The organism is Neorhizobium galegae (genome assembly GCF_017877135.1).
In the GTDB taxonomy this organism is placed as follows: Bacteria; Pseudomonadota; Alphaproteobacteria; order Rhizobiales; family Rhizobiaceae; genus Neorhizobium; species Neorhizobium galegae_A.
Genome location: NZ_JAGIPH010000004.1, coordinates 359469 through 384887, shown reverse-complemented (window position 1 = coordinate 384887; position 25419 = coordinate 359469). Strand labels below are relative to the sequence as shown.

General features: G+C 62.3%; 23 protein-coding genes. 11 read left to right on the top strand and 12 right to left on the bottom strand.

Annotated elements, in window-relative coordinates; translation table 11 throughout:
* The first annotated feature begins 9 nt into the window (after positions 1-9).
* Together glgA and J2858_RS14710 are read left to right on the top strand one after the other, a co-directional pair.
* Positions 10-1455 carry a glycogen synthase GlgA gene (gene glgA, locus J2858_RS14715; protein WP_210105555.1) on the top strand — a complete coding sequence of 482 codons (1446 nt, stop codon included), beginning with the start codon at positions 10-12 and terminating at the stop codon, positions 1453-1455.
* Entirely contained in the window at positions 1455-3083 is a 1629-nt protein-coding gene (locus J2858_RS14710; RefSeq protein ID WP_210105554.1) for an alpha-D-glucose phosphate-specific phosphoglucomutase, read from the top strand. Before glgA ends, J2858_RS14710 begins: the two co-directional genes overlap by 1 nt.
* A gap of 47 nt (positions 3084-3130) precedes the next feature.
* Here J2858_RS14710 and J2858_RS14705 read toward each other — a convergent pair whose 3' ends face one another.
* Positions 3131-3577 (bottom strand): SRPBCC family protein, encoded by a 447-nt coding sequence (locus J2858_RS14705; protein WP_210105553.1) that lies wholly within the window; start codon positions 3575-3577, stop codon positions 3131-3133.
* A gap of 122 nt (positions 3578-3699) precedes the next feature.
* Here J2858_RS14705 and glgX point away from each other — a divergent pair, with 122 nt between their 5' ends.
* The 3 genes from glgX to J2858_RS14690 all read left to right on the top strand — a co-directional run bounded on the left by glgX (position 3700) and on the right by J2858_RS14690 (position 7603).
* Positions 3700-5658, top strand: coding sequence for a glycogen debranching protein GlgX (gene glgX, locus J2858_RS14700; RefSeq protein WP_210105552.1), 1959 nt, complete (start codon positions 3700-3702; stop codon positions 5656-5658).
* A gap of 77 nt (positions 5659-5735) precedes the next feature.
* Positions 5736-6224, top strand: a complete 489-nt coding sequence (locus J2858_RS14695) for a MaoC family dehydratase (RefSeq protein ID WP_210105551.1) — start codon at positions 5736-5738, stop codon at positions 6222-6224.
* Positions 6225-6328: 104 nt separating this feature from the next.
* Positions 6329-7603, top strand: coding sequence for an SAM-dependent methyltransferase (locus tag J2858_RS14690; protein WP_210105550.1), 1275 nt, complete (start codon positions 6329-6331; stop codon positions 7601-7603).
* Positions 7604-7621: 18 nt separating this feature from the next.
* On the opposite strand, the gene J2858_RS14685 is transcribed toward J2858_RS14690, so the two are convergent.
* From J2858_RS14685 to J2858_RS14665, 5 genes are all read right to left on the bottom strand, one after another.
* A complete protein-coding gene (locus tag J2858_RS14685) occupies positions 7622-8170 on the bottom strand; it encodes a sarcosine oxidase subunit gamma (RefSeq protein ID WP_210105549.1) in 549 nt (182 codons plus the stop codon).
* Positions 8163-11126 carry a sarcosine oxidase subunit alpha gene (locus J2858_RS14680; RefSeq protein ID WP_210105548.1) on the bottom strand — a complete coding sequence of 988 codons (2964 nt, stop codon included), beginning with the start codon at positions 11124-11126 and terminating at the stop codon, positions 8163-8165. The genes J2858_RS14685 and J2858_RS14680 overlap by 8 nt, the downstream gene beginning before the upstream one ends.
* Positions 11123-11449, bottom strand: a complete 327-nt coding sequence (locus tag J2858_RS14675; protein WP_210105547.1) for a sarcosine oxidase subunit delta — start codon at positions 11447-11449, stop codon at positions 11123-11125. Before J2858_RS14675 ends, J2858_RS14680 begins: the two co-directional genes overlap by 4 nt.
* 13 nt (positions 11450-11462) lie before the next feature.
* Positions 11463-12716 carry a sarcosine oxidase subunit beta family protein gene (locus J2858_RS14670; RefSeq protein WP_210105546.1) on the bottom strand — a complete coding sequence of 418 codons (1254 nt, stop codon included), beginning with the start codon at positions 12714-12716 and terminating at the stop codon, positions 11463-11465.
* Between the two features lie 175 nt (positions 12717-12891).
* Complete coding sequence (locus J2858_RS14665; RefSeq protein ID WP_210105545.1) at positions 12892-13875, bottom strand: zinc-binding dehydrogenase; 984 nt, start codon at positions 13873-13875, stop codon at positions 12892-12894.
* A gap of 315 nt (positions 13876-14190) precedes the next feature.
* Here J2858_RS14665 and rpsU point away from each other — a divergent pair, with 315 nt between their 5' ends.
* From rpsU to J2858_RS14650, 3 genes are all read left to right on the top strand, one after another.
* Positions 14191-14421, top strand: a complete 231-nt coding sequence (gene rpsU / locus J2858_RS14660; RefSeq protein ID WP_137131503.1) for a 30S ribosomal protein S21 — start codon at positions 14191-14193, stop codon at positions 14419-14421.
* Between the two features lie 120 nt (positions 14422-14541).
* A complete protein-coding gene (locus tag J2858_RS14655; protein WP_210105544.1) occupies positions 14542-15435 on the top strand; it encodes a tetratricopeptide repeat protein in 894 nt (297 codons plus the stop codon).
* 59 nt (positions 15436-15494) lie between these two features.
* Positions 15495-16382 carry an aminoglycoside phosphotransferase family protein gene (locus J2858_RS14650; RefSeq protein ID WP_210105543.1) on the top strand — a complete coding sequence of 296 codons (888 nt, stop codon included), beginning with the start codon at positions 15495-15497 and terminating at the stop codon, positions 16380-16382.
* 58 nt (positions 16383-16440) lie between these two features.
* Here the strand turns inward: J2858_RS14650 and J2858_RS14645 are convergent, their stop codons facing one another.
* From J2858_RS14645 to J2858_RS14630, 4 genes are all read right to left on the bottom strand, one after another.
* Complete coding sequence (locus J2858_RS14645) at positions 16441-17841, bottom strand: NAD(P)(+) transhydrogenase (Re/Si-specific) subunit beta (protein WP_210105542.1); 1401 nt, start codon at positions 17839-17841, stop codon at positions 16441-16443.
* Between the two features lie 9 nt (positions 17842-17850).
* A complete protein-coding gene (locus J2858_RS14640; protein ID WP_210105541.1) occupies positions 17851-18261 on the bottom strand; it encodes an NAD(P) transhydrogenase subunit alpha in 411 nt (136 codons plus the stop codon).
* Positions 18261-19541, bottom strand: a complete 1281-nt coding sequence (locus J2858_RS14635; RefSeq protein ID WP_210105540.1) for a Re/Si-specific NAD(P)(+) transhydrogenase subunit alpha — start codon at positions 19539-19541, stop codon at positions 18261-18263. Before J2858_RS14635 ends, J2858_RS14640 begins: the two co-directional genes overlap by 1 nt.
* A gap of 88 nt (positions 19542-19629) precedes the next feature.
* Entirely contained in the window at positions 19630-19854 is a 225-nt protein-coding gene (locus tag J2858_RS14630) for an aa3-type cytochrome c oxidase subunit IV (protein WP_210105539.1), read from the bottom strand.
* A gap of 289 nt (positions 19855-20143) precedes the next feature.
* On the opposite strand from J2858_RS14630, the gene J2858_RS14625 reads away from it, so the two are divergent.
* Both J2858_RS14625 and J2858_RS14620 read left to right on the top strand, forming a co-directional pair.
* On the top strand, positions 20144-20683 hold the full coding sequence (locus tag J2858_RS14625) for a TRAP transporter small permease subunit (RefSeq protein ID WP_210105538.1): 540 nt from the start codon (positions 20144-20146) through the stop codon (positions 20681-20683).
* Between the two features lie 24 nt (positions 20684-20707).
* The gene (locus J2858_RS14620) at positions 20708-22195 is read left to right on the top strand and encodes a TRAP transporter large permease (RefSeq protein WP_210105537.1); all 1488 of its coding nucleotides are present in this window, start codon (positions 20708-20710) and stop codon (positions 22193-22195) included.
* Between the two features lie 81 nt (positions 22196-22276).
* On the opposite strand, the gene J2858_RS14615 is transcribed toward J2858_RS14620, so the two are convergent.
* Positions 22277-23383, bottom strand: a complete 1107-nt coding sequence (locus J2858_RS14615; RefSeq protein ID WP_210105536.1) for a TRAP transporter substrate-binding protein — start codon at positions 23381-23383, stop codon at positions 22277-22279.
* 310 nt (positions 23384-23693) lie between these two features.
* Here J2858_RS14615 and J2858_RS14610 point away from each other — a divergent pair, with 310 nt between their 5' ends.
* Positions 23694-24440, top strand: coding sequence for a gamma-glutamyl-gamma-aminobutyrate hydrolase family protein (locus J2858_RS14610; protein WP_210105535.1), 747 nt, complete (start codon positions 23694-23696; stop codon positions 24438-24440).
* Between the two features lie 2 nt (positions 24441-24442).
* On the opposite strand, the gene J2858_RS14605 is transcribed toward J2858_RS14610, so the two are convergent.
* Complete coding sequence (locus J2858_RS14605; RefSeq protein WP_210105534.1) at positions 24443-25405, bottom strand: 2-hydroxyacid dehydrogenase; 963 nt, start codon at positions 25403-25405, stop codon at positions 24443-24445.
* Between the last annotated feature and the right edge of the window lie 14 nt (positions 25406-25419).

The following is a 25419-nucleotide window of genomic DNA, read 5'->3' as shown; positions in this document are numbered from 1 at the left end:
GGAGACACGATGAAGGTTCTTTCGGTTGCTTCCGAAATCTATCCGCTGATCAAGACCGGAGGGCTCGCCGACGTGGCGGGCGCTCTGCCGCTTGCGCTGAAACCCCAGGGGATCGAGACCAGGACGCTGGTGCCCGGCTATCCTGCAGTGATGGCCGCACTTGGGGAAACGACAGCCCTCATGCATTTCGAGGATCTGTTGGGCGCTTCCGCACAGGTGCTTGAAGCAACCGTTGCCGGGCTCGATCTGCTGGTCCTGGATGCCCCTGCCCTTTTCGATCGGGCAGGCGGGCCCTATCTCGACACCGATGGCAAGGATTATGCAGACAACTGGCGCCGCTTCGCAGCGCTCTCCAAGGCCGGCGCCGAGATTGCTGCGGGCGCCATTGCCGGCTGGCAGCCGGACCTTGTGCATGTGCATGACTGGCAGGCCGGCCTGCTTCCCGCCTACCTGCTTTATGGCGACAAGCCGGCGATCCCGAGCGTGATGACTATTCACAACATCGCCTTCCAGGGTAATTTTTCCGCCGGCATCTTTCCCGAACTCGGGTTGCCGGCCCATGCCTTTGCCGTGGAGGGCATCGAATATTACGGCATGGTCGGATATCTGAAGGCCGGCATCCAGACGGCGTGGGCCATCAGCACCGTCAGCCCTTCCTATGCGGAGGAAATCCTCACCCCCGAATTCGGCATGGGGCTGGAGGGGCTGCTCAACCGGCGCACGCTCGACCTTCACGGCATCGTCAACGGCATCGACACGGATGTCTGGGATCCGGCCATCGACCCTCTCATCCACAGCGACTACTCGGCCGCCGACACCTCGGCAAGGATTGCCAACAAACGGGCGCTGGAGTCACAGTTCGGGCTTCACGAGGATGACGATCCGCTGTTCTGCGTCATTTCGCGTCTGACCTGGCAAAAGGGCATGGACCTGGTGGCGGACGCCGTCGATGAACTGGTGGCGCTCGGCGGCAAGCTTGCCGTGCTCGGCTCGGGTGACGCAACGCTGGTCGCGGCCCTTCGCGAAGCTGCTGCCCGCCATCCCGGCCGCGTCGCCATTACCGTCGGATATAATGAGCCGCTGTCGCACCTGATGCAGGCCGGTTCCGACGCCATTCTCATCCCCTCGCGCTTCGAGCCCTGCGGCCTCACCCAGCTTTACGGCCTGCGCTATGGCTGCGTGCCTGTGGTGTCGCGCACCGGGGGCCTCAACGACACCGTCATCGACGCCAATCCGGCAGCGCTTGCCAGCGGCAGCGCCACCGGTGTTTCCTTCGGCCCTGTCACGCTCGACGGGTTGAAGCGCGCCATCCGCCGCACCATAAGGCTCTACCGGGAGCCCGAAACCTGGGCCGGCCTCCAGACGCAGGGCATGCACAGCGATGTCTCCTGGGACAAGAGTGCCGCCCTTTACGCCAAACTGTATTCCAGCCTTCTACCGAAAGGTTCGCATTGATGATCAAGACCGTTTCCACCACGCCCTACAAGGACCAGAAGCCCGGCACGTCCGGTCTTCGCAAGAAGGTCCCGGTTTTCGCCCAGGAAAACTATGCCGAAAACTTCATCCAGTCGATTTTCGACAACCTGGAAGGCTTTGAGGGCAAGACGCTGGTGATCGGCGGCGACGGCCGGTATTACAACCGCGAAGTCATCCAGAAGGCGCTGAAAATGGCCGCGGCCGCCGGTTTCGGCAAGGTGATGGTTGGCAAGGGCGGCATCCTGTCGACGCCGGCCGCCTCCCATATCATCCGCAAGTACGGCGCCTTCGGCGGCATCGTTCTGTCGGCCAGCCACAATCCCGGCGGCCCCACCGAAGATTTCGGCATCAAGTACAATATCGGCAATGGCGGACCGGCGCCGGAAAAGATCACCGATGCGATCTTTGCCCGCACCCAGGTCATCGACAGCTACAAGACGCTCGACGTCGCCGATATCGATCTCGACGGGATCGGCAGCTTTGATCTGGCCGGCATGGTGGTCGAAGTCATCGATCCGGTGACCGATTATGCCGATCTCATGGAAACGCTCTTCGACTTTGCCGCCATTCGCGGTCTCATTGCCTCCGGCTTCCGCGTGGTCATCGATTCGATGAGTGCCGTGACCGGCCCCTATGCCGTCGAAATCCTTGAAAAGCGTCTGGGTGCTGCCAAGGGCTCGGTGCGCAATGAAATTCCGCTGCCGGATTTCGGCCACCACCACCCGGACCCGAACCTCGTCCACGCCAAGGCGCTCTATGACGACGTGATGAGCCCCGAGGGCCCCGATTTCGGCGCCGCATCCGATGGCGACGGCGACCGCAACATGGTGGTCGGCAAGGGCATGTTCGTGACCCCGTCGGACAGCCTTGCCGTCATTGCCGCCAATGCGACGCTGGCGCCCGGCTATGCCAGCGGTATTGCCGGGATCGCCCGCTCGATGCCGACCAGTGCGGCCGCCGACCGCGTCGCCGAAAAGCTCGGCATCGGCATGTATGAAACACCGACAGGCTGGAAATACTTCGGCAACCTGATGGATGCCGGCAAGGTGACGGTCTGCGGCGAGGAAAGTTTTGGCACCGGTTCGTCGCATGTGCGCGAAAAGGACGGCCTATGGGCCGTGCTGTTCTGGCTGAACATCGTAGCCGCGCGCAAGGAAAGCGTGAAGGACATCGTGACCAAGCATTGGGCCGAATACGGCCGCAATTATTATTCGCGTCACGACTATGAAGAGGTCGACACGCAAGCCGCCAACGGCCTCGTTGCCAACTTGCGCGACAAGCTTGCGACGCTGCCCGGCCAGACCTTCGGCGACCTGACGGTCGAAAGCGCCGACGACTTCGCCTATCTCGATCCGGTCGATGGATCGGTCTCGAAGAACCAGGGCATCCGCATCCTGTTTAAGGGCGGCAGCCGCGTCGTGTTCCGCCTCTCGGGCACCGGCACATCGGGGGCGACGCTGCGCCTCTATGTGGAGCGCTACGAGCCCGACGCCTCGCGCCACGCCATCGAGACGCAGGCAGCCCTTGCCGACCTCATCGCCGTGGCCGACGAGATCGCCGAGATCAAGGCCCGCACCGGCCGCGATGCCCCGACCGTGATCACCTGATCCACCTGCACGAGCCTTGGCTTTCCTCCCTTGCCGGAGGGAAGCCGTCAACCTTCGCGAATGTCCGGCTCCACCAGAAGCGCCAGCTGGCCGAGCGATTCCTGCCAGCCGAGATAGCAGGCCGATTCCGGGATCATGTCTGGAATGCCAGCCTGGGTGATCTGGATGTCGGTTCCGACGGCGACCGGCTTGAACTCCACGGTGGTGATCATCTCGCCCGGCAGCGACGGATCATCGAACTTGTCGCTATAGCTGATCTTGCTGTCGGCAACGATGTCCAGATAGGTCCCGCCAAAGCTGTGCGTTTGCTGGGTCGAAAAATTGGTGAAGGACATGCGGAATGCGCCGCCCACGACCGGCTCGAAGGCGTGCATATGGGCGGTGAACCCATGCGGCGGGTTCCATTTCACCATGGCATCGGCATCGGTAAAGGCCCGAAAGACACGCTCGACCGGGGCTTTCAGAACACGGTGCAGGGAAATGGTGAAAGGCATGGCTTTTCCTCCTCGTTAAGCGCCAGGGACTATGGTGTAGAAGCGAGGGCGCGAATAGCCTTTTGATCAGCAGTTGCGGGACATTTTGCGAGTGTTCCGCCTCACCAGGAGCTGGAGTGTTCATGACCCGTGTCCCGCTCGGAGCCGTCGTGCATGACCACGGCACCACTTTTGGCGTCTTCTCCGCCCATGCGCAGACGGTGGATCTTTGCCTGTTCGACGGCGAGACCGAAGCGCAGCGCCTGGCGCTTGTGCCGGATGGCAAGGGACTGTTCAGCCTCGACGTTCCAGGCATCGGGCCAGGCACGCGCTATGGCTTTCGCGCTGGCGGCGTCTACGATCCGGACCGCGGCCTGTGGTTTGATCCTTCAAAACTTCTGACCGATCCTTATGCAAAGGAACTCGACGGCCCCTACCGTCACGATCCCCGCCTTGCGCAGTTCGGCGTGGATACGGCAGCGCTGGTGCCGAAAGCCCTTGTGGGGCAGGAGGTGCCGGTTCCCCGCCGGAAGGCGCTCTTTCAGCCGGGAGGCCTCATCTACGAGATTGCGGTGCGCCCGTTCACCCTGCTCCACCCGGACGTGCCGGAAAACCAGCGCGGCACGGTGGCAGCGCTTGCCCATCCGGCTGTTCTGGCGCATCTGAAACGGCTCGGCGTCGATGCAGTGGAGCTCATGCCGATCACCGCCTGGATCGACGAGCGCCATCTGCCGGCGCTCGGCCTCACCAATGGCTGGGGCTACAATCCCGTGGCCTTCATGGCGCTCGATCCGCGCCTTGTGCCGGGTGGCGTGGCAGAACTTGCAGCAACCGTGAAGACGCTGCACGACAACGGTATCGGCGTGATCCTCGATCTCGTCTTCAACCATGCCGGCGAAAGCGACCGCTTCGGCGCGACGCTCTCGCTGCGCGGGCTGGACAACCTCACTTATTACCATCACATGCCCGGCGCGCCGGGTGTGCTCGTCAACGATACCGGCACCGGCAATACGGTGGCCTGCGATCATCCCGTCGTGCGGCGCCTCATCGTGGATACGCTGCGCCATTTCGTCCTCCATGCCGGCGTGGATGGCTTCCGCTTTGATCTGGCGACCATTCTCGGGCGCAGCATGGAAGGCTTTGCCCGCGACAGCGATACGCTGGCGGCGATCCTTCAGGATGATGTGCTCTCGGATCGGATGATAATTGCCGAACCCTGGGACATCGGCCCGGGCGGCTATCAGCTCGGACAATTTCCTGCCCCCTTCCTCGAATGGAACGACCGCGCCCGCGACGACATGCGCTGCTTCTGGCGCGGGGACGCGGGAAAAACCGGCGCCCTCGCCTCCGCCCTTGCCGGCTCCTCTGGCCTGTTTGCCACCCATGGCCAGACGGAAAGCCGCAGCGTCAACTTCCTTGCCGCCCATGACGGCTTCACACTGATGGACCTCGTGTCCCACGCGCACAAGCACAATGAGGCCAATGGCGAAGATAATCGCGACGGCCATAACGAGAACCATTCCTGGAACAATGGCGTGGAAGGCAGAAGCGACGACCCCGGCGTCCAGGCCGCGCGGCAAAACGATATCAAGGCGCTGCTGGCCACCCTGTTTGCGACGCGCGGCAGCATCATGCTGACGGCGGGCGATGAAGGCGGCCGCTCGCAGCAGGGCAACAACAATGCCTATGCGCAGGACAATGCCCTCACCTGGCTCGACTGGGCGGCGCTGGATGATGATCTGGTGGCTCACACCGCCGCGCTATCGGCGCTCCGCAAGCGCTTTTCCGTCTTTTCCGACACCCACTTCTTCACCGGAGAGGAGGGTGACGTCGCCTGGCTGAATGAACAAGGCCAGCCGATGACGGTGGCGGACTGGGAAACGCCCGAGCGCGTGCAGCTCACCATGCTTCTGGCGACGGGCGACCGAAAGAGTGCTGCCGATGCGAAGTGCCGGACCTCGCTCGCGGTGATCTTCAATCGCGGCAATACGCCCCTCCCCGTCACGCTGCCTCCTGGAAAATGGGCAAATCTTATTTCCGGTCAGCCGCTTGGGGATGCACCGATTGCCCCGCGCAGCGTCGTCTGGGCAAGCAATTGCTGATGTGTGCACTGCACCCTATCGGCGCCACGGTTTTTCTGTAAGAGTTCCATCAGGGTTATCAAGGGACAGAGTCTGCAATGCCACGTGACGTTTCCCTGAGCGATGTAAAGGATCTGGTCGGGCAGGAAATCGGCGTTTCCGACTGGATCACCGTCGACCAGACGATGATCGATACCTTTGCCGATGCGACCAACGACCACCAGTTCATCCACACGGATCCGGAACGCGCCGCCGCCGAAAGCCCGTTCGGCGGCACCATCGCGCATGGTTTCCTGACGCTCTCGCTGCTGTCGGCGATGAATTATTCCGCCGTACCGCGCATCCGCGAGCAGACGATGGGGCTGAACTACGGCTTCGACAAGATCCGCTTCGGTTCTCCGGTGCGCGCAGGCCGCCGGGTGCGGGCGCATTTCACGCTGACGGAAGCGCGCTTTCGCGGCGCCAGCATGCTGATGGTGACATACGACGTGATGATGGAAATCGAGAGCGAAAAGAAGCCGGCGCTGACAGCCACCTGGAGCACCATCATCCAGTTCGACCCGAAAGACCGGCCACCCGAGGCCTGAATGAGGCGGCCATCTTTCGGCCACCTCAACACCCCAGTTTGCCAACCGGTCTCCCAGGAAAACAGATAGAGCATTCCCGCATTTCATCTCCAGCGAGGGTTTTGATGTTCCCGCTTTCCCACATGATGAAATCCTTCATTCGCAAGGGCCGCCTCACGGTGATCGATGCCGAAGGCAAGAGCCACGTCTTTGCCGGCACACCCGGCATCGAAGTCACCATGCGACTGACCGATCCAAAACTCTACAAATCGCTGATGTTCAATCCGGAACTGGCCGCGGGCGAGGCCTATATGGATGGCACGATGCGGTTCGAGCAGGGATCGACGCTGCGCGATTTCCTGCAGCTGTTTTCAGTCAACCGCCTGTCGCTCGGCTCCTATCCGCTGCAAAAGGTGCTGCGCGCCATCAAGATGAAATTCCGCAAGCGCCAGCAATCCAACCGCAAGGGTGAGGCCCAAGAGAACGTTGCCCACCACTACGATCTCGGCAATGATTTCTACAAGCTCTTCCTCGACAAGAACATGCTCTATTCCTGCGCCTATTTCCGCGATCCGGCCGAGACGCTGGAAGAGGCGCAGCGCAACAAGCTGCGGCTGCTGGCCGCCAAGCTCTGCCTGAAACCCGGCATGAAAGTGCTCGACATCGGCTGCGGCTGGGGCGATCTGGCGCTCTATCTGGCCACACTCGAAAATGTCGAGGTCACCGGCGTGACGCTGTCGAAGGAACAGCAGGCGCTGGCCTCCAAACGGGCGCAGGAGGCGGGTCTGTCGGACCGCGTGCGCTTCGAGCTGAAGGACTACCGCAACGTCAAAGAGCAGTTCGACCGCATCGTGTCAGTCGGCATGTTCGAGCATGTCGGCGTTCATCACTACGACGAATTCTTCAAGAAGCTCAACGCGCTGATGCCCGATGACGGACTTGCCGTCATTCACTCCATCGGCCATATGAGCCCGCCCGGCATGGCAAGCCCCTGGCTGCGCAAGTATATCTTCCCGGGCGCCTATTCGCCGGCGCTGTCGGAAGTGTTCGAGGTAGTCGAGCAGAACAGCCTTTGGGTGACGGACCTGGAGTTTCTGCGCCTCCATTACGCCGAAACGCTGCGCCATTGGACAGAGCGTTTCGAGGCAAACCGGGACCAGGTGATCGCGCTTTACGACGAGCGCTTTGCCCGCATGTGGGAATTCTACCTGATCAGCGCCGAGATGATGTTCCGCACCGGCAGCCAGCTCGTCTTCCACATGCAGCTGTCGCGCCGCCGCGACGCAGCCCCGATCGTGCGCGATTACGTTACGGACCAGCAGCGGCTCTATATCGAGCGCGAACGTGAGCTCAACATGTCGGTGGAACCCGCGCCGGCCTTTCTCACGCCGGCGCCCTGAGGATAGGGGCGGCCTCGTTCAGACCGCCGCGTCCTCCGCCGCGTCCTGAAGCAGGCCAAAGGCGTACTGCGAAAACGAGCGCCAGAATTCCACGCGGAAGGCATCCTCTGCGGTGCGCAGCACCACCACTTCGATCTTGCCGAAGAGGGTGCGGGCGCAGGCTCCGACGGGAAACATCTTCAGTGACAGGTCGAGCGGGCAGCCGCCGTTCAGCGTCTTTGCCGCCCCCGGACCGGCAACAAGAACGGCCGTGTTGCGATGCGACACATCGGTTGCCGAATGCAGCGCGCCAGAGCTGCCAAGCACCGCCATCAGGCCACCCTCGCCCTCGTCGATGACCAGCCATTCGTCCGGCCCGAGCCACAGGGCCGACCGCTTGCCGGCCGTTGCGGACGTTTTGGCCTGCGTGGGAAGCGACAGGCCGAGCGCTGCCGAAAGGGCTGCGACATCCTCCGGCCGTGCGCGCAGCGACACACGCTCGGCGGGCTGCGCCGGCGTCAGGCTAGTGACGGCCGATCCACCGTGGAAGCCGGAGAGCGGCAGGGTGCGGTTTGCAAGCTCAACCATGGATGCGGCCTCCTTCCTTGTCGAAGAACACCATATCGGTCACTTCGACGGCAATCGTCTTGTCCTTCATCGGCACGTAGAGCGTTTCGCCCATTCTCGCACGACCGCCGGCGACCAGCGCAATGGCAATCGAGCGGCCAAGCGTTTCCGACCAGTAGGCCGAGGTCACATGGCCGAGCATGGTCATCGGCTTCGGCTGGTTCGGGTCGGCAACGATCTGGCCGCCCTCCTCCAGCACTTCCGTCGGATCCTTGGTCAGGAGGCCGACAAGCTGCTTGCGGTTCTCGCGGATGAGATCGGGGCGCTGCAGGCCGCGAATGCCGACGAAATCCGGCTTCTTCTTCGACACCGCCCAGCCATAACCGGCATCATCCGGCGTCACCGTGCCATCGGTATCCTGGCCGACGATGAGATAGCCCTTTTCGGCGCGCAGGACGTGCATGGTCTCGGTGCCGTAGAGGCAGGCGCCGAGCGCTTGCCCGCGCTCCCAGATGGCCTTCCAGACGGACGCGCCATAATCGGCCGGCACGTTGATTTCAAAGCCGATCTCGCCGGTGAACGAGACGCGGAACAGGCGGGCCGGCACGCCCATCACCGTGCATTCGGCCACACTCATGTGCGGGAAGGCCTCATTCGACAGGTCGAGACCCTCGACGAGCGGCGCGATGATGTCGCGTGCCTTCGGTCCCTGTACCGCAATCACCGCCCATTGTTCGGTGGTGGAGGTGAGCCAGACCTTCAGATCCGGGAATTCCGTCTGCAGATAGTCTTCCATATGGGCGAGCACACGCGGCGCACCGCCCGTCGTGGTGGTCACATGGAAGCGGTCTTCCGTCAGGCGCCCGACGACACCGTCGTCATAGATGAAACCGTCCTCGCGGGTCATGATGCCATAGCGGCATTTGCCGGGCTTCAGCGTATCCCAGGCATTGGTATAGAGGAGGTTGAGGAACTTTGCCGCATCCGGCCCGACGACCTCGATCTTGCCGAGCGTCGAGGCATCGAAAATGCCGGCCGTTTCGCGTGCCGTGCGGCATTCGCGGTTAACGGCCTGATGCATATCCTCGCCGCGACGGGGAAAATACCAGGCACGCTTCCAGTTGCCGACATCCTCGAATTCTGCACCCTGCGTCGCCAGTTCATCGTGCAACGGCGTCTTGCGGGCGGGGTCGAACAGGTCGCCGCGCGAATGCGCAATCAGCGTGCCATAGGTGACGGGCGTATAGGGCGCGCGGAACGTCGTGAGACCGACCTCGGGAATATCCTTGCCGAGCATTTCGGCGGCGATCGCCAGCCCGTGCATGTTGGAGAGCTTGCCCTGGTCGGACGCCATGCCGTTGGTGGTGAAGCGCTTGATATGCTCGATAGACTGCATGCCTTCGCGCACGGCGAGGCGGATATCCTTGGCCGTCACGTCGTGCTGGAAATCGACGAAGGCTTTGACGGCGGTTTCCGGGCCTGCCCCTTCGGCCGCCCCTATCATGCCACCCGTCCAGCCATAGAGCGAACTGCCGGAGACAGACAGCGTGCCGCCGCCGGCAGCCGCCGCCTCGGCAAGCAGGGCCGGGAGATCGTCAGTGCCGTTGCAGGCGCCGATGGAAACGCCATCCTGCACATGGAGACCGGGCAGGAAGCGGTCTTTGGCCTTGTCGAATTTCAGCTTTCCGCGCGACTGCGAGAACAGATGCACCGAGGGCGTCCAGCCGCCGGACATCAGCAGCGCATCGATGGCGATGCGGCGCTTGCCGTTGCCACCATTTGGCGCAACCGTCATGGAGGAGACCCGCAGGCGCCCGGCCGTATCCAGCACGCTGTGGCCCGTCAGAACCTCGATGCCAAGCGCACGGGCGGCAGACACCACAGCCTCGCCGGGATGGGTGCGGCAATCGACGATGGCGGCAATCTCGACACCGGCATGCTTGAGGTCGATCGCTGCCTCGTACGCGCTGTCATGGGCGGTATAGACGCCGATCTTTTCGCCGACGGCCACGCCGTAATGGTTGAGATAAAGCCGTGCGGCCGAGGCGAGCATGATGCCCGGACGGTCGTTGTTGGCAAAGACCATGTGCCGCTCGATGGCGCCGGTTGCCATGATCACCTTTTTCGCCCGGACCTGCCACAGCCGCTCGCGCGGCAGATGCTTGCCGGGGCGCGGCAGATGGTCGGTGACGCGCTCGGCAAGGCCGATAAAATTGTGGGTGTAATAACCGAAGGCCGTGGTGCGGGTGAGCACCGTGACGTTCGCCATGGCTTTCAGCCGGGAGAGCACATCCTGCGCCCAGTCATAACCGGGTCTGCCGTCAATCATCGTGGACGTATCAAACAGCAGCGCGCCGCCGACCTCTGCCCGCTCGTCGACGAGGATCACCTCGGCGCCGGTTTCTGCCGCAGACAGGGCTGCCGTCAGACCGGCAACACCGGCACCGGCCACCAGCACATCGCAATGGGCAAAGCGGTTGGCATAGTGGTCGGGATCGTCTTCCTTCGGCGCCACGCCAAGGCCTGCCGCCCGGCGGATGATCGGCTCATAGAGCTTGGCCCAGGCCTCTTTCGGCCACATGAAGGTCTTGTAGTAGAAACCGGCGGCGAAGAAGGGCGACAGAAGATTGTTGATCGCGCCCGTATCAAAGGCCAGCGTCGGCCAGCGGTTCTGCGAACGGATGATGGCGCCGTCGAACACGTCCTGAACGCTGGCGCGCACATTCGGCTGGCGGCGGGCAGCATCGCGCGCCACGTCGATGAGCGCATTCGGCTCCTCAGCACCGGCCGACAGCACACCACGGGCGCGGTGATACTTGAACGAACGGCCCATCAGGTGGACGCCGTTGGCAAGCAGCGCAGAGGCCACCGTATCGCCCTCATAGGCGGTATAGGTCTTTCCATCGAAGGTGAAGCGAGCGGTACGAGCCGGCGTCAGGCGGCCAGCACCCTTGATGCGGAAGGATTTTTTCGTCATGCGGCACCGCCTTCGGGGGCATCGGGGGTCACAGGCTGAGGCCCGGGCACGGGCTGGCGTGGCAGGCCGGCCTTGTAGGTCAGGAGGAAATTATCGCTCACGGTATCGCGGATGGCATTAAAGAAGCGGCCGCAGCCATGGATATGGCGCCAGCGCTCGTATGCCACACCCTTGGTGTTGTCGCGGAGGAAGAAATACTCCGCAAATTCCTCGTCGGAAATTGCCGCGATGTTTTCCGGCCGTGCAATATGCGCCTCGCCAGCCCAGCGGAATTCCAGCTCGGAACGCTCATCGCCGCAATAGGGACATTTGATCAGAAACATGGTGTCCCTCCCCTCAATGCGCGACGGCGGCGGCGGCCGCTTCGTCGATCAGGCGGCCGGTACGGAAGCGGTCGAGCGTCAGGCCGGCAGCCAGCCGATGCGGTTCACCGCGTGCGATGAGATGCGCGAACAGATTGGCCGAGCCGGGCGTTGCCTTGAAGCCGCCGGTTCCCCAGCCGCAATTGACGAACAGGTTCTTGACCGGCGTCACGCTCTGGATGGCCGAGCGGTCCGGCGTGTTGTCGGTGATGCCGCCCCATTGGCGCATCATCTTGACGCGCCGGAAGATGGGGAACAGCTCGCAGATCGCATCCAGCGTGTGGGTGATGATCTGCAATCCGCCGGTCTGGCTGTAGGAATGATACTGGTCGGTGCCGGCACCGATCACCAGCTCGCCCTTGTCGGACTGCGAGATATAGGCATGCACGGTGTTCGACATGACGACGCAGGGGAAAATCGGTTTGAGCGGTTCCGAGACCAGCGCCTGCAGCGGATTGCTGGTCAGGGGCACGCGCACATCGGCCATCTGCATGATCATGGAGGAATGGCCGGATGCCGAGACGCCGATCTTCTTGGCGCCGATGAAGCCACGTGCGGTTTCGACGCCGGTGACTTCGCCGCCCGGGCCGCGGCGAATACCCGTCACTTCGCAGTTCTGGATGATATGGACGCCGAGATCGGAGGCGGCGCGCGCATAGCCCCAGGCCACCGCATCATGACGGGCCGTGCCGCCACGCTTCTGCAATGCCGCACCGTTGATCGGGTAGCGGGCCGTCTTGGAGATATCGAGCGGCGGACAGAAGGCCTTTGCCTGTTCCGGCGTCAGCCATTCATTGTCGATGCCGTAGAGGCGGTTGGCGTTGATATGCCGCTTGAAGCTCTGCTGGTCATGGGTGTTGTGCGACAGCATCATGACGCCGCGCGGCGAATACATGACGTTGTAGTTCAGCTCCTGGCTCAAGCCTTCCCACAGTTTCAGGGAATGCTCGTAGATATCCATGCTCTCTTCATAGAGATAGTTGGAGCGGATGATGGTGGTGTTGCGGCCGGTATTGCCGCCGCCGAGCCAACCCTTTTCGATCACCGCGACATTGGTAATGCCGTGCTCCTGGGCCAGATAATAGGCGGCCCCCAGACCATGGCCGCCGCCGCCGATGATGATCACATCATAGCTGGCGCGCGGTTCCGGAGAGACCCATTGCGGCTCCCATCCCTTATGGCTGCGCATGGCCTCGCGGGCCACAGCAAAGACCGAATATTTGCGCATGTTCGCCTATAGCTCCTTCGCCACCCCAAGCCTTGGGTAGAAGCATACTGATCGCAAATCAACCGGCGTCGCAATGGCTGCTTTGCGACGCATTGTGTCCCTTGTTTCGACACGGGCGGAAATAACGTCCCGCCACGCAACGACGATTGGCGTCGTGCTGCGCGACGGGTGCGGGTCAATCCTGCAGGCTGAGCAGAACCTTGCCCTTGCGCCCCGATTCGGCGGCTGCGGTCATCGCGGCGGCAGCGTCCTTCATTGTGTAGATGCCATCGGTCTGTAGTCGCATCTCGCCGCTTGCGGCGCGTGTCACGAGTTCGGAGACCAACCGGCGCATGCGTTCCGGCTCCATGGTGGTCATCAGCTTTGCGAGCCAAAAACCCTTCACCACCGCCTGCTTGAAGATGACGTCGCCCGAGGAAATCTGCATCGGCTGGCCGGACATGACACCGAAGGAGATGAGCTGCCCGCCCTCCCCTAGAAGCGACAGGAGGTCTCCGGAGGCGGTTCCGCCAACGCCATCGACGCCGACGGCAATGGGCTGACCGGCGGTGATCTCGCGCACGCGGTCCTTCCAGCCGTCATTCGACGTTGCCACGACATTGTCGATACCAAGCTCTGTCAGTTCGGCAACCGCGTCTTGGCGGCGAACGAGGTTGATCACGTGGATGCCGCGTGGTCGGGCAAGCTGGGACACCACTTTCGCCACGGCGCCATTGGCGGCATTCTGGATCAGCCACTGCCCTTCAGCGATTCCGGTGAATTCCAAAAGCGTAAGCGCGCTCAGCGGCATGGCGATCAGCTGCGCGCCGACCTCATCGGAAATCGCATCCGGCAGCGGCACGACGGAGGCGGCACGTGCGATGGCAAAATTGCTCCAGGCGCCTTTAAGCCCGCTTGCGGCAACGCGCTGGCCAACGGCAAGCCCTTCGACGCCCTCTCCCAGGGCATCGACCACGCCCATGCCTTCGCTGCCCGACAGCGCCGGCAGCTCCGGCTTGTAGCCATACTGGCCGCTGATCGTCAGCAGGTCATGATTGTGAATGGGGGACAGGCGCATGCTGAGCCGCACCTCCCCGGCCCCCGGCTCGGGCTGCGGCTGGTCCGAAACCTGAAGCACTTCGGCGGGCTTGCCGAAACGGGAATAGGATAAACTGTGCATGTAACACTCCTTGAAGGCTTGCGTGAGACTCAACATCCTGTCAGGGCCTCCACATGGTGCCGGAGACGTGGATTGCAAACCGCAACCCCTCTTTTGCACCCCGTTGAAAGGCCGTGCAGGCCCTGCGGCATAAGGGATGCGGGGATTTTGGGAGATTTTCGTTTGGCAGGCTGGAAGGCCGCTAGACTTTGAAAAAACCTTCTGTTATGTGCCTTCCCCAATTGCACGGCCTTTGCCGCGCGACCCACTTGTTTCGTTCCGGACTGGGCAGTTTCGGAGCGGTAGATTTAAAAAAACCAAAGGAACGGGATTCACGTGCAGGTACTTGTCCGCGACAATAATGTCGATCAGGCTCTCCGCGCTCTCAAGAAGAAGATGCAGCGCGAAGGCATTTTCCGTGAAATGAAGATGCGCGACTACTACGAGAAGCCCTCGCAGAAGCGCGCCCGCGAAAAGGCTGAAGCCGTTCGCCGCGTTCGCAAGCTGGCCCGCAAGCGCATGCAGCGCGAAGGCCTGATTGCAGCACCGCGTCCCGCCGCTCGTTAATCGGCCGTTTTTTCGACGTTTTTCCGTGATTTAGGGGCGGGGGCGAATTTATTCGCCACCGCCTTTTTCGGTTTATCCGCACCGCCCCATTCCCATGAGTGACACGAGGATCTGCGCCTGATGGCCAAGACCGCCGCAAATTCGCATTCCGCCTGCCCGTCCGTTCAGCCGACGCGCAGAAAGCGCATTTCACGCGGTGGTCTTCCGGGAACAGCCCTCCTGCTTGCGGGCCTTGCACTCGCCGGTTGCCAGACCAATACCAGCACCGATCTTATCCGGCTCGACCGCGCGCAAGGCTCCGAGCAGAACATTGCCTCCCTCTCCTCCGTCATCCAGTCCAATCCGCAGGATCCGGAAGGCTATAACGTGCGCGGCACGGCTTATGGTCGCGCCGGCGACTTCCGCAAGGCACTCGACGATTTCAACCGCGCTCTGCAGCTCAACCCGCGCTATTACCAGGCCTATGCCAACCGGGCGCTGGTCTATCGCAACATGGGCAAGCCTGCCGAAGCGGTGAACGACTACAATGCCTCGCTGCAGATCAACCCGAATTACGACGTGGCGCTAATCGGGCGCGGCAATATCTATCGCCAGGCCGGACGCACGAACGAAGCCTTCAACGACTTCAACCGGGCCATCCAGCTGGAAACGACCGATGGTCGCGCCTTCCACAATCGCGGCCTGATCTACCAGCTGCGCAACCAGCATGCGCAGGCCATCGAAGACTTCTCCAAGGCCATCTCGCTGTCGCCCTCTTCGCCCGAGCCCTATAACGGCCGTGGCGTCTCCTATCTGGCGCTGAACGATGACGAAAATGCCTTCGCCGACTTCAACCACGCCATCGACCTCAACGACAAGCTGGCCGAATCCTGGGTCAACCAGGCGCTGGTTTATGAACGCAAGGGCGACAAGGCCCGCGCCTTCAAGTCCTACAACCACGCCGCCCGCCTCGACCCGAACTATAAGCCGGCGCAGGACGGCGTTGCGCGCACGCGCTCGGGGTCTGCCGAGTAAGGACAGGCCCGCAAGCCGCCTGTCACCGAGGGTTCATTCGCGCCTGATAGATCGGCCGTATGATGCATGTCGACGAACTTATTGCGGATGAGGAGGCGGTTTTTCGCCTCATAGAGGCGCAGGCGCCCGAATGGGCCGACCTTGCCCTTTCTTCGATTGCCTCGACGGGCACGGACAACTGGCTCTTTCGCCTTGGAACCACGCAGGTGCTGCGGCTGCCGCGCCGGCCCTCCGCCATCGCCCTGATGGCAAAGGAGCTTGACTGGTTGCCGCATCTCCAGGGCTTATCCCTCGATGTGCCGCATCTTCGCTTTCGCGGCCATGCCGATCTTGGCACCCTTTGCGAATTCGGTATTTTTGACTGGATGGACGGTGACATCGCGTCTGCCGATGCCATTGCAAACTGGGCCGATGCGGCGCAGGCGCTTGCGCGGTTTCTCCTGTCCCTGCAGGCAAAAAGCACGGCCGGCGCACCAAGGGCCGGGCCGAGTAACAGCCGCCGCGGCGTGCCGCTCCACGATCTCAACGACGTGACGCTTTCCTCCATCGACGTCCTTTGCGACGAGATCGACGTATCCGCAGCAAAAGCCATCTGGCACAAGGGGCTGAGCGCGCCTTATGCCGGCCCCGGCGTCTGGCTGCATGGGGACCTGAAGGCCGACAACCTGATTGCGAGATGCGGCGCGCTTGCCGGCGTCATTGACTGGGGTCTCGCAGCGGTTGGAGATCCCGCCGCCGATTACGCCAGCGCCTGGTCCTGGGTAGACCCGTCCGCGCGCGACGTCTTTCGCACGCAATGCGCAATCGACGATGGTGACTGGCACCGCGCCAGAGCCTGGGCACTCTACGGCGCCGTCATCGCCCTCAGCTATTACCGCGGCGGCAAGAACGAGGCCTTGTGCCGTCAATCGCGCCAGACGCTTACCCGGCTCGGCCTATTGCTGTGATTAAAGTCCTTGCGCGACAGGCATGAAAAGCCCGGATCGCTCCGGGCCTCTTTCAGTGTCAGTGCTTCATCGCCTTGACGATGTCTTCCGTCATCTTCTTGGCATCGCCGAGCAGCATCATCGTGCCGTCCTTGTAGAACAGCGTATTGTCGATGCCGGCATAGCCGGAGCCGAGGGAGCGTTTGACGAAGAGGCAGGTCTTGGCCTTGTCGACATCGAGGATCGGCATGCCGTAGATCGGCGACGACTTGTCGTCGCGGGCGGCCGGGTTGGTGACGTCATTGGCGCCGATCACATAGGCGACGTCCGCCTGGGCAAATTCGGCATTGATGTCTTCCAGTTCGAACACTTCGTCATAGGGAACGTTCGCTTCGGCAAGCAGCACGTTCATGTGACCGGGCATGCGACCGGCGACCGGGTGGATCGCATATTTCACCTCCACACCGTGTTCCTTCAGCGTATCGGCCATTTCCCGCAGCGCATGCTGGGCCTGGGCGACCGCCATGCCGTAACCGGGCACGATGATCACCTTGGTGGCGTTCTGCATGAGGAAGGCGGCGTCGTCGGCCGAGCCCTGCTTGACCGTGCGCTGCACGCCGTCATCTGCGCCGGCTGCTGCCGTCTCCCCGCCGAAGCCGCCGAGGATGACCGAGATGAACGAGCGGTTCATGCCCTTGCACATGATATAGGAGAGGATGGCGCCCGAGGAGCCGACGAGCGCGCCGGTGATGATCAGCGCCAGGTTACCGAGCGTAAAGCCGATACCGGCGGCTGCCCAGCCGGAATAGGAATTCAGCATCGAAACGACGACCGGCATGTCGGCGCCGCCGATCGGCACGATGATGAGTACGCCAAGCACCAGCGCCAGCGCGACGATTAGCCAGAAGGCAAGATGGCTTTCGCTGGAGGCAAGGCTTGCGATCGCAAGCACCGTCAGCACCAAAAGCGCGATGTTGATGACATGGCGATAGGGCAACAGGATCGGCTTGCCGGACATGCGCCCGTCGAGCTTCAGATAGGCGATGACGGAGCCGGTAAAGGTGAGCGCGCCGATGGCCGCACCGAGCGCCATTTCCACCAGCGCCTGCGCATGAATGGCGCCGACCGCGCCGATGCCGAAGGCGGAGGGCGAGTAAAGGGCAGCCGCGGCCACCATCACGGCGGCAAGGCCGACCAGCGAATGGAAACCGGCAATCAGCTGCGGCATGGCGGTCATGGGAATGGTGCGGGCAATATAGGCGCCGCCGCCGCCGCCGATGGCGATCGCCAGCACGATCAGCACGAAGCCGCCAAAGTTCGGGGTTGCCAGCAGAAGCGTCGTGACGATGGCAATCGCCATGCCGACCATGCCGTAGATATTGCCCTTGCGGCTCGTCGTCGGATGCGACAGGCCGCGCAGCGCCATGATGAACAGGACGCCGGAGACGAGGTAGAGGAAGGCTGCAAAATTCTGTGACATCGGCCCGCCTCAGCGCTCTTTTTTCTTGTACATGGCCAGCATCCGGCTGGTGACCAGGAAGCCGCCAAAGATGTTGACCGAGACCAGGATCAGCGCCACGAAGCCGAAGCCGGTGGCAAGGCCGCTCAGCGACACACCGACCGCCAGAAGCGCGCCAACGACGATGACCGAGGAAATGGCGTTGGTGACGGCCATCAGCGGCGTGTGCAGTGCTGGCGTGACCGACCAGACGACATAATAACCGACGAAGATCGACAGCACGAAGATCGCGAGCTGGAAGACGAACGGATCGATCGCACCGCCGGAGACGCCATGGGCGGCAAGGCTCACCGCATCCGGGGTCTGCTCGGCAGCACTCCTGACGGCAGCGACGGCCTGATCAAGCGCGTTCAACGCCGTGTTCATGGTTTCGCTTGCCATCACAGCTCCTCCTTGTTGTCCGGTGCGTCCGTCAGTGCTTCAGGTGCTTGCGCCTTTTCCGCCGGTTTTCTGCGGGCGCGCGGTTTTGGCGCCTCGGGCGCTTCGGCCGCTGCTGTCACGACGACAGGGGCGGCAAGCCGGGCCGCATCGGCAGCCTCGCGAAAGGTCGGGTGAACCACGGCGCCGCCATGGGTCAGCATGGTCGCCTTCACCAGTTCCTCGTCCGGGTTGAACGAGAATTCCTTCGTTGCCTTGTCCACCATGGTCTCAAGAAAGGCGTAGAGGTTGCGTGCATAGAGCGCAGACGCCGAGGCAGCGACCCGGCCCGGCACGTTGGCATAGCCGATGACCTTCACGCCCTCGACATCGGCGATGGTGCCGGCAACCGAGCCCTCGATATTGCCGCCGCGCTCGACGGCGAGATCGACGGCGACGGAACCGGGCTTCATCGCCGAAAGCATGGCGCGTGTGACGAGCCGTGGCGCGGCGCGCCCGGGGATCAGCGCCGTGGTGATGACGATATCCTGCTTGGCGATATGATCGGCCACCAGCGCCGCCTGCTTGGCCTGATAGGCTTGCGACATCGGCTTGGCATAGCCGGCGGCGGTTTCGGCAGCCTTGAATTCCTCGTCCTCGACCGCGATGAATTTTGCGCCGAGCGAGGCGACCTGTTCCTTGGCGGCGGGTCGCACGTCGGTTGCGGTGACGACAGCGCCGAGACGCCGGGCCGTTGCAATCGCCTGAAGCCCGGCAACGCCGGCGCCCATGACGAAGACTTTTGCCGCCGGAACCGTGCCGGCTGCCGTCATCATCATCGGAATGGCCCGGCCATATTCATGCGATGCATCGATCACCGCCCGGTAGCCGGCAAGGTTTGCCTGGCTCGACAGCACGTCCATGGATTGGGCGCGGGTGATACGCGGCATCAGTTCCATGGCAAGGGCGGTAATGCCGGCATCGGCAAGCCGGTTCAGCGCTTCAGCGCTGTCATAGGGATTGAGCGTCGCCAGCAGAACTGCGCCGGGCTTGGCCGCGGCGATCACCGCATCGGGCGGCGAGACGACCTGCAGCAGGATATCGGCGCGGCCCACATCGGCAATCGACCCGATCGTCGCCCCGGCTGCGGCAAAATCTTGATCCGGCACACCGGAGCGAAGACCCGCGCCGCTTTCGACGATCACCTCAAATCCAAGTCCCACCAGCCGTTTCACCGTTTCCGGCGATGCAGCAACGCGGCTCTCCTCCCCGGCCTCCCGGCCGACAAATATCAGCTTTGCCAAATCCGTCCCTTCCCGTCATGGAAATTTTGGGCATGCGCCATCGTTCGGCCAAGAGATGCCGCTCAGACGCCACCGCTGAAGGCATGCGTCAACGCAGCAGGTAGAAACCGGCCGCGTTCAGGATGATGAAAAGAAAAAGGCCGCCGATGAGGCCGCCGCCGGCGAAAAAGCCGCCAAGCATGGCAAGAAGCAGCACGACCACCATCATGGTGCTCCATTTGGCACCGGCAAGGAACATGGAATAGGTCTTTTCGTGCTCCCGGTAATCCATGGGTGCGCCGGTTTCGACCGTTCCGCCGTGATGATCGTTCATGTAACTGCTCTCCCGAAACGCCTTGCAGCACCGATGCGCGCAGACAAGGCTCATGTCCTACCTACCAAGTATAGGGTTACACAAAACACCCGGAAAGAGCAATGCGGCGCATCGGCTGATGGTCCGTCCAAGAGAACCGCATCCGACACTGTATCCGACAGGGAACGCGGAACCGCCCGCGCTTGCCGCGATTTGGACGGAAGTCCAATAGGAGCAGGACTTTTCTTTTGACCGTGCTTCCTATACGGCTCGTTGCAGGGGATAAAAAGATCGACTGCGGAGGGGAATCATGCAGGCTTTCATCGGCTTGAGCCGAGCCATCGATCGTGTCAGCGAGGTCATCGGCAAATTTTCCGGCTATCTTGTGCTTGCCTGCTGTCTGGTGAGCGCCGGTAACGCCATGATCCGTTACCTGTTCAACTACAGTTCCAACGCCTGGCTGGAAATACAGTGGTACATGTTTGCCTTCATCGTGCTCTTGGGCGCAGCCCACACGCTGCGCGCCAATGAACATGTGCGGGTCGACCTCATCTACGGCGGCCTGTCAGACCGCAAGCGGCTATGGGTGGATGCCATCGGCATCGTGCTCTTCCTGCTGCCAGCCTGCATCTATCTCGCCTGGCTGTCCTTCCCGGTCTTCTGGCTGTCGCTGAAGGAGATGGAGATTTCGTCCAACGCCGGCGGTCTGATCCGCTGGCCGGCGAAATTCATCATTTTTGCCGGCTTCACGCTCATCGCACTTCAAGGCATTTCCGAACTGATCAAGCGGGTTGCCGGCCTGATGGGCGTCATCGACATCGACACGAAATACGAAAAGCCGCTGCAATAAGCAGCGCGTCCGGGGGGACTTACAATGTTCGATTTTGGCATCATCCCGCCATCGATGTTCGTCGGCATGGTCATTTTCATGCTCTACGGCTTCCCGGTGGCGTTTTCTCTGGCCGCAGTCGGCCTCATGTTCGGCGTCATCGGCGTGCTGACCGGGCACTTCGAGCAGGCCTTCCTGCAGGCCCTGCCGCTGCGTATCTTCGGCATCATCTCCAACGACCTGCTGCTCGCCATTCCGTTCTTTACCTTCATGGGCGCCATCCTTGAGCGCTGCGGGCTGGCCGAGGATCTCCTGGAGGGCACGGGGAAACTGTTCGGCGCCATTCCGGGCGGCCTTGCCTATGCCGTCATCCTCGTCGGCGCGATCCTGGGCGCCATCACCGGAACGGTTGCCGCATCCGTCATCACCATGGGCGTCATCTCGCTGCCGATCATGCTGAAATACGGATACAACCCGCGTCTCGCCACCGGCGTCATCGCCGCATCGGGCACCATCACGCAGGTCATCCCGCCGTCGCTGGTGCTGATCGTGCTGGCAGACCAGCTCGGCCGCTCCGTCGGCGACATGTATCTCGGCGCCATCGGCCCGTCGATCCTTCAGGTCGCCATCTTCATGCTGTTCATCCTCGGTATGTCGATCTTTCGCCCGAAGGATCTGCCGGCCCTGCCCCCGGAAGCCCGCGGCGAGCTGAACCGGGCACTGGTGCTGCGGGTGCTGGCCGGCATGGTGCCGTCGATCGTGCTGATCTTTCTTGTCCTCGGCACGATCTTCATGGGCCTTGCCACGCCGACGGAAGCCGGCGCGCTGGGTGTCGTTGGCGCCATGGCGCTTGCTGCCATGCACCGTCGCCTCACTTGGGATCTGGTCAAGCAGGGCATGCATTCCACCATGCACATCACCTCCATGGTGGTGTTCATCCTCGTCGGCGCCACCTGCTTCAGCCTGGTCTTTCAGGGCATGAACGGCGGGCTGTGGATCGAGCACATGCTGTCGCATGTACCGGGCGGTGCGGTCGGCTTCCTGATCTTCGTCAACATCTTCATCTTCGTCCTCGCCTTCTTCCTTGATTTCTTCGAAATCGCCTTCATCGTCATTCCGATGCTGGCTCCCGTTGCAACCGCGCTCGGCATCGATCTCATCTGGTTCGGCGTGCTGATCTGCATCAACATGCAGACGAGCTTCATGCATCCGCCCTTCGGCTTTGCGCTGTTCTACCTGCGCTCCATCGCACCGCGCTCGGTTAAGACCAAGGATATCTATCTCGGCGCCATACCGTGGCTGTGCATGCAGCTGATCCTGGTCGCGATCGTGATTTTCTGGCCCGAAACCGTCACCTACTGGCTGGAAAAGACGCCGGAAATCGACCTCAACAGCGTCAAGATCGAGGTGCCGGGCTTCGGCAATATGGGCGGCGGCAACCAGATGCCGAATTTCGGCCTGCCTCCTGCCGGCGGTGGCGGCCTGCCCGGCGGCCCGCCGCCCGTCAACCTCAGCGAGCCACCGAAATTCTGATCGGCGACACAAACAAAACCCCGGCAAGCAGGCCAGCTTGCCGGGGTTTTCGTTTGCGAGAAGTCGCCGGAACGGTGTGCGTCAGAGCTTGCCGTTGCGCTGCTGGATCATCATGAACGTGTCATAGGTGTATTCGGCCAGCTGCATCCACAGATAGCCTTCCTTCTTGAAAGCCACCTGGTCCTCGTAGATCTTCTTGAACCACTCGTTCTTGGCGCTGATATCGGCATAGACTTCCTTGGCCGCATTGAAGCAGGCCTCCAGGATTTCCTGACTGAAGGGCCGCAGGATCGTGCCCTGGGCGACGAGCTGCTTGATGGCGACCGGGTTCTTGATGTCGTATTTCGCCATCATGTTGGTGTTGGCAAAGGCGCAGGCATCCTGCAGCACTGCCTGATAGGATTTCGGCAGCCCCTCGAACTTTTCCTTGTTGACGAAGGCGTGGATGACCGGGCCGCCTTCCCAGAAAGCCGGATAGTAATAATACTTGGCGACCTTGTAGAAGCCGAGCTTCTGGTCGTCATAGGGGCCGACCCATTCGGCGGCATCGATCGTGCCTTTTTCGAGCGCCGGATAGATATCGCCGCCGGCAATCTGCTGCGGCACGACGCCAAGCTTTTCGACGACGCGGCCGGCAAGACCGGCAATGCGCATCTTCACGCCCTTGAAGTCATCGACCGTGTTGATTTCCTTGCGGAACCAGCCGCCCATCTGCACGCCGGTATTGCCGGCGATGAAGCCCTGCAGGCCATGAGTGGCATAGAACTGGTTGAGCAGCGTATTGCCATTGCCTTCATAGAACCAGGAATTGGTCAGGCGGGCGTTGAGCCCGAAGGGAATGGCCGTGCCGATGGCAAAGGTCGGATCCTTGCCGACATAATAGTAGGAGCAGGTGTGGCACATTTCGACGGTGCCGGCAGACACGGCGTCAGCCGCCTGCAGCCCCGGCACGATTTCACCGCCGGCAAAGGTCTGGATGGTAAAGTTGCCATCAGTTGCGGCAGAGACGTGCTTTGCAATGTCTTCGGCGCCGCCATAGATCGTGTCCAGAGATTTCGGGAACGATGACGTAAGACGCCAGGTGATCTTCGGCATCGATTGCGCAAGGGCCGGAGCCGCAAGCCCCACCGCGCCGGCAGCGCCAGCCCCGGTCACAGCCGCTTTCTTGAAGAATGAACGACGATCCATGAATATCCTCCCAGTGTTGACAGCCCGGGAAGGTCCATTTTCCCCCGTTTCCCGGCCCTGAGCGAAGTAAACATGGCAGACTAGGCCTTGCAAGGCGCAAGCTAATATTCATGCGTTGCAGACCTGTCGAAACGCCCGAGACTTTCGTCTAATAAGACGTCTGCGACAGAACCTGTCCGGGTTTCGCGAAAGGCAGCAAGCCGAAGCTGGCGCGCAGCTGCGCCTGAGTTGTGCGCCTGACTTGTGCGCTTGACTTGCACCATGCGCCGGATCAAGAACGCGAGCGACAGTCCTGCCGGAGACAGACCCCATGCCGTTCATCGCCATTCCCGCCGACATCCGCAGCTTTGACAACACCATCTGGCACGGCGTTCAGCGGCAATATGTCGATGCGGCCGTCAAGGTTTCCGGCGCCGTTCCCATGCTCATCCCGGCGCTGGAAGATGGTCATGACATCGACGGCGTGCTCGACCGGGTGGATGGCGTGCTGATTTCAGGCTCTGCCAGCAATGTGCATCCCTCGCTCTACGGCCGCGAGGCGACCGACGCCGATGGGCCTTTCGATCCGGCACGCGATGCAACCTCGCTGCCGCTCATCCGGCGCGCCATCGAACGCGGCATTCCGCTGCTGGCGATCTGCCGTGGCATTCAGGAGCTGAACGTCGCCCTTGGCGGCACGCTCGCCAGCGAAATCCAGGAACAGCCGGGTATCTGGGACCACCGCAAACCGCCGGTCGAAAGCCGTGACGAAATGTATTCGATCCGCCAGCCGGTGTTCGTGCGCGACGGCTCGTGCATTGCCAATCATCTCGGCCTGTCGGGCGAGGTGCAGGTGAATTCGCTGCATCGCCAGGCAATCGCGCAGACGGCGCCATCGCTGCAGGTGGAGGCCGTGGCAGAGGACGGCACGATCGAGGCGGTATCGGTCATCGATGCCAAAGGCTTTGCCATCGGCGTGCAATGGCATCCGGAATACTGGGCCGAGACGGACAGCCCGTCGCGCGCCCTGTTTGAAGCCTTCGGCGAGGCGGTGCGGGCTTACGCCCGCAACCGCTGAGGTCATCCCTTAACGGGCGTTTCCGGCACCGGCGTGAGCACCTTGCGCTCCCTGAACCATCCGACCAGATTGTCGACGACGAGATCGGCCATGTCATTGCGCGTCGGCACGGAGGCCGAGGCGACATGCGGCAGCAGGCAGGCATTGTCGAGATCGAACAGGCCCGAAGGAACGCGCGGCTCGTCATAGAAGACATCGAGACCGGCAGCGGCGATCACCTTGTTCTTCAGCGCTTCGATCAGCGCCTCCTCATCGACGCTGGTGCCGCGGCCGACATTGATGAACACGCCATTTGCGCCCAATGCTGCCAGCACGTCGGCATTGATGATCTTGTGCGTCTCGGGCGTGGCCGGAATGATCGAGATCAGCGTGTCGACCGATGTCGCCAGTTCCATCAGCGAGGCCGCATAGGTATAGGGCACGTCCTTGCGTTCGGTGCGGGTGTGATAGCTGATCTTCACCTTGAACGGCTCCAGCCGCTTGGCGATCTCGAGACCAATGCGACCGAGGCCGAGAAGGCCGACATGACGGTTCTTCAGGGAGAGCGGCGTCAGCGCGAACGGGCCTTCCTTTTCCCAGCGGCCAGCCCGCAGATAGGTTTCGGCCACCGGCAGGCGGCGTACGGTGTTGATGAGGAGGCCGATCGTCGTATCGGCCACCTCGTCGTTCAGGACGTCCGGCGTATTGGTCACGATGACGCCCTTGGTCGCGGCATGCTTGGCATCGACGCCATCATAGCCGACGCCGAAATTCGAGATGATGTCGAGGTTCGGGAGCTTGTCGATCCACTCCGCGCGCATGCCGTTCAAGGTCGCGACGCCACGGATCTTCTCCAGCGTTTCGGCAGGCAGGTCCAGCTCTGCACCGGCAGTCGTCTGCACCACGTCGAAGGCGGCGCTCAGGCGCTCGAGCGCGCGGGGATGCATGCGGCCCGGAATGAGCACGGTGGTCTTCTGTTCGGTCATCGGCTTAAATCCTG

Excerpts from the sequence above, each read along its gene's own strand:
- glgA (WP_210105555.1), top strand. The coding sequence starts at position 10 with ATGAAGGTTCTTTCGGTTGCTTCCGAAATCTATCCGCTGATCAAGACC.
- J2858_RS14710 (WP_210105554.1), top strand. The coding sequence starts at position 1,455 with ATGATCAAGACCGTTTCCACCACGCCCTACAAGGACCAGAAGCCCGGC.
- J2858_RS14705 (WP_210105553.1), bottom strand. The coding sequence starts at position 3,577 with ATGCCTTTCACCATTTCCCTGCACCGTGTTCTGAAAGCCCCGGTCGAG.
- glgX (WP_210105552.1), top strand. The coding sequence starts at position 3,700 with ATGACCCGTGTCCCGCTCGGAGCCGTCGTGCATGACCACGGCACCACT.
- J2858_RS14695 (WP_210105551.1), top strand. The coding sequence starts at position 5,736 with ATGCCACGTGACGTTTCCCTGAGCGATGTAAAGGATCTGGTCGGGCAG.
- J2858_RS14690 (WP_210105550.1), top strand. The coding sequence starts at position 6,329 with ATGTTCCCGCTTTCCCACATGATGAAATCCTTCATTCGCAAGGGCCGC.
- J2858_RS14685 (WP_210105549.1), bottom strand. The coding sequence starts at position 8,170 with ATGGTTGAGCTTGCAAACCGCACCCTGCCGCTCTCCGGCTTCCACGGT.
- J2858_RS14680 (WP_210105548.1), bottom strand. The coding sequence starts at position 11,126 with ATGACGAAAAAATCCTTCCGCATCAAGGGTGCTGGCCGCCTGACGCCG.
- J2858_RS14675 (WP_210105547.1), bottom strand. The coding sequence starts at position 11,449 with ATGTTTCTGATCAAATGTCCCTATTGCGGCGATGAGCGTTCCGAGCTG.
- J2858_RS14670 (WP_210105546.1), bottom strand. The coding sequence starts at position 12,716 with ATGCGCAAATATTCGGTCTTTGCTGTGGCCCGCGAGGCCATGCGCAGC.
- J2858_RS14665 (WP_210105545.1), bottom strand. The coding sequence starts at position 13,875 with ATGCACAGTTTATCCTATTCCCGTTTCGGCAAGCCCGCCGAAGTGCTT.
- J2858_RS14655 (WP_210105544.1), top strand. The coding sequence starts at position 14,542 with ATGGCCAAGACCGCCGCAAATTCGCATTCCGCCTGCCCGTCCGTTCAG.
- J2858_RS14650 (WP_210105543.1), top strand. The coding sequence starts at position 15,495 with ATGATGCATGTCGACGAACTTATTGCGGATGAGGAGGCGGTTTTTCGC.
- J2858_RS14645 (WP_210105542.1), bottom strand. The coding sequence starts at position 17,841 with ATGTCACAGAATTTTGCAGCCTTCCTCTACCTCGTCTCCGGCGTCCTG.
- J2858_RS14640 (WP_210105541.1), bottom strand. The coding sequence starts at position 18,261 with ATGGCAAGCGAAACCATGAACACGGCGTTGAACGCGCTTGATCAGGCC.
- J2858_RS14630 (WP_210105539.1), bottom strand. The coding sequence starts at position 19,854 with ATGAACGATCATCACGGCGGAACGGTCGAAACCGGCGCACCCATGGAT.
- J2858_RS14625 (WP_210105538.1), top strand. The coding sequence starts at position 20,144 with ATGCAGGCTTTCATCGGCTTGAGCCGAGCCATCGATCGTGTCAGCGAG.
- J2858_RS14620 (WP_210105537.1), top strand. The coding sequence starts at position 20,708 with ATGTTCGATTTTGGCATCATCCCGCCATCGATGTTCGTCGGCATGGTC.
- J2858_RS14615 (WP_210105536.1), bottom strand. The coding sequence starts at position 23,383 with ATGGATCGTCGTTCATTCTTCAAGAAAGCGGCTGTGACCGGGGCTGGC.
- J2858_RS14610 (WP_210105535.1), top strand. The coding sequence starts at position 23,694 with ATGCCGTTCATCGCCATTCCCGCCGACATCCGCAGCTTTGACAACACC.
- J2858_RS14605 (WP_210105534.1), bottom strand. The coding sequence starts at position 25,405 with ATGACCGAACAGAAGACCACCGTGCTCATTCCGGGCCGCATGCATCCC.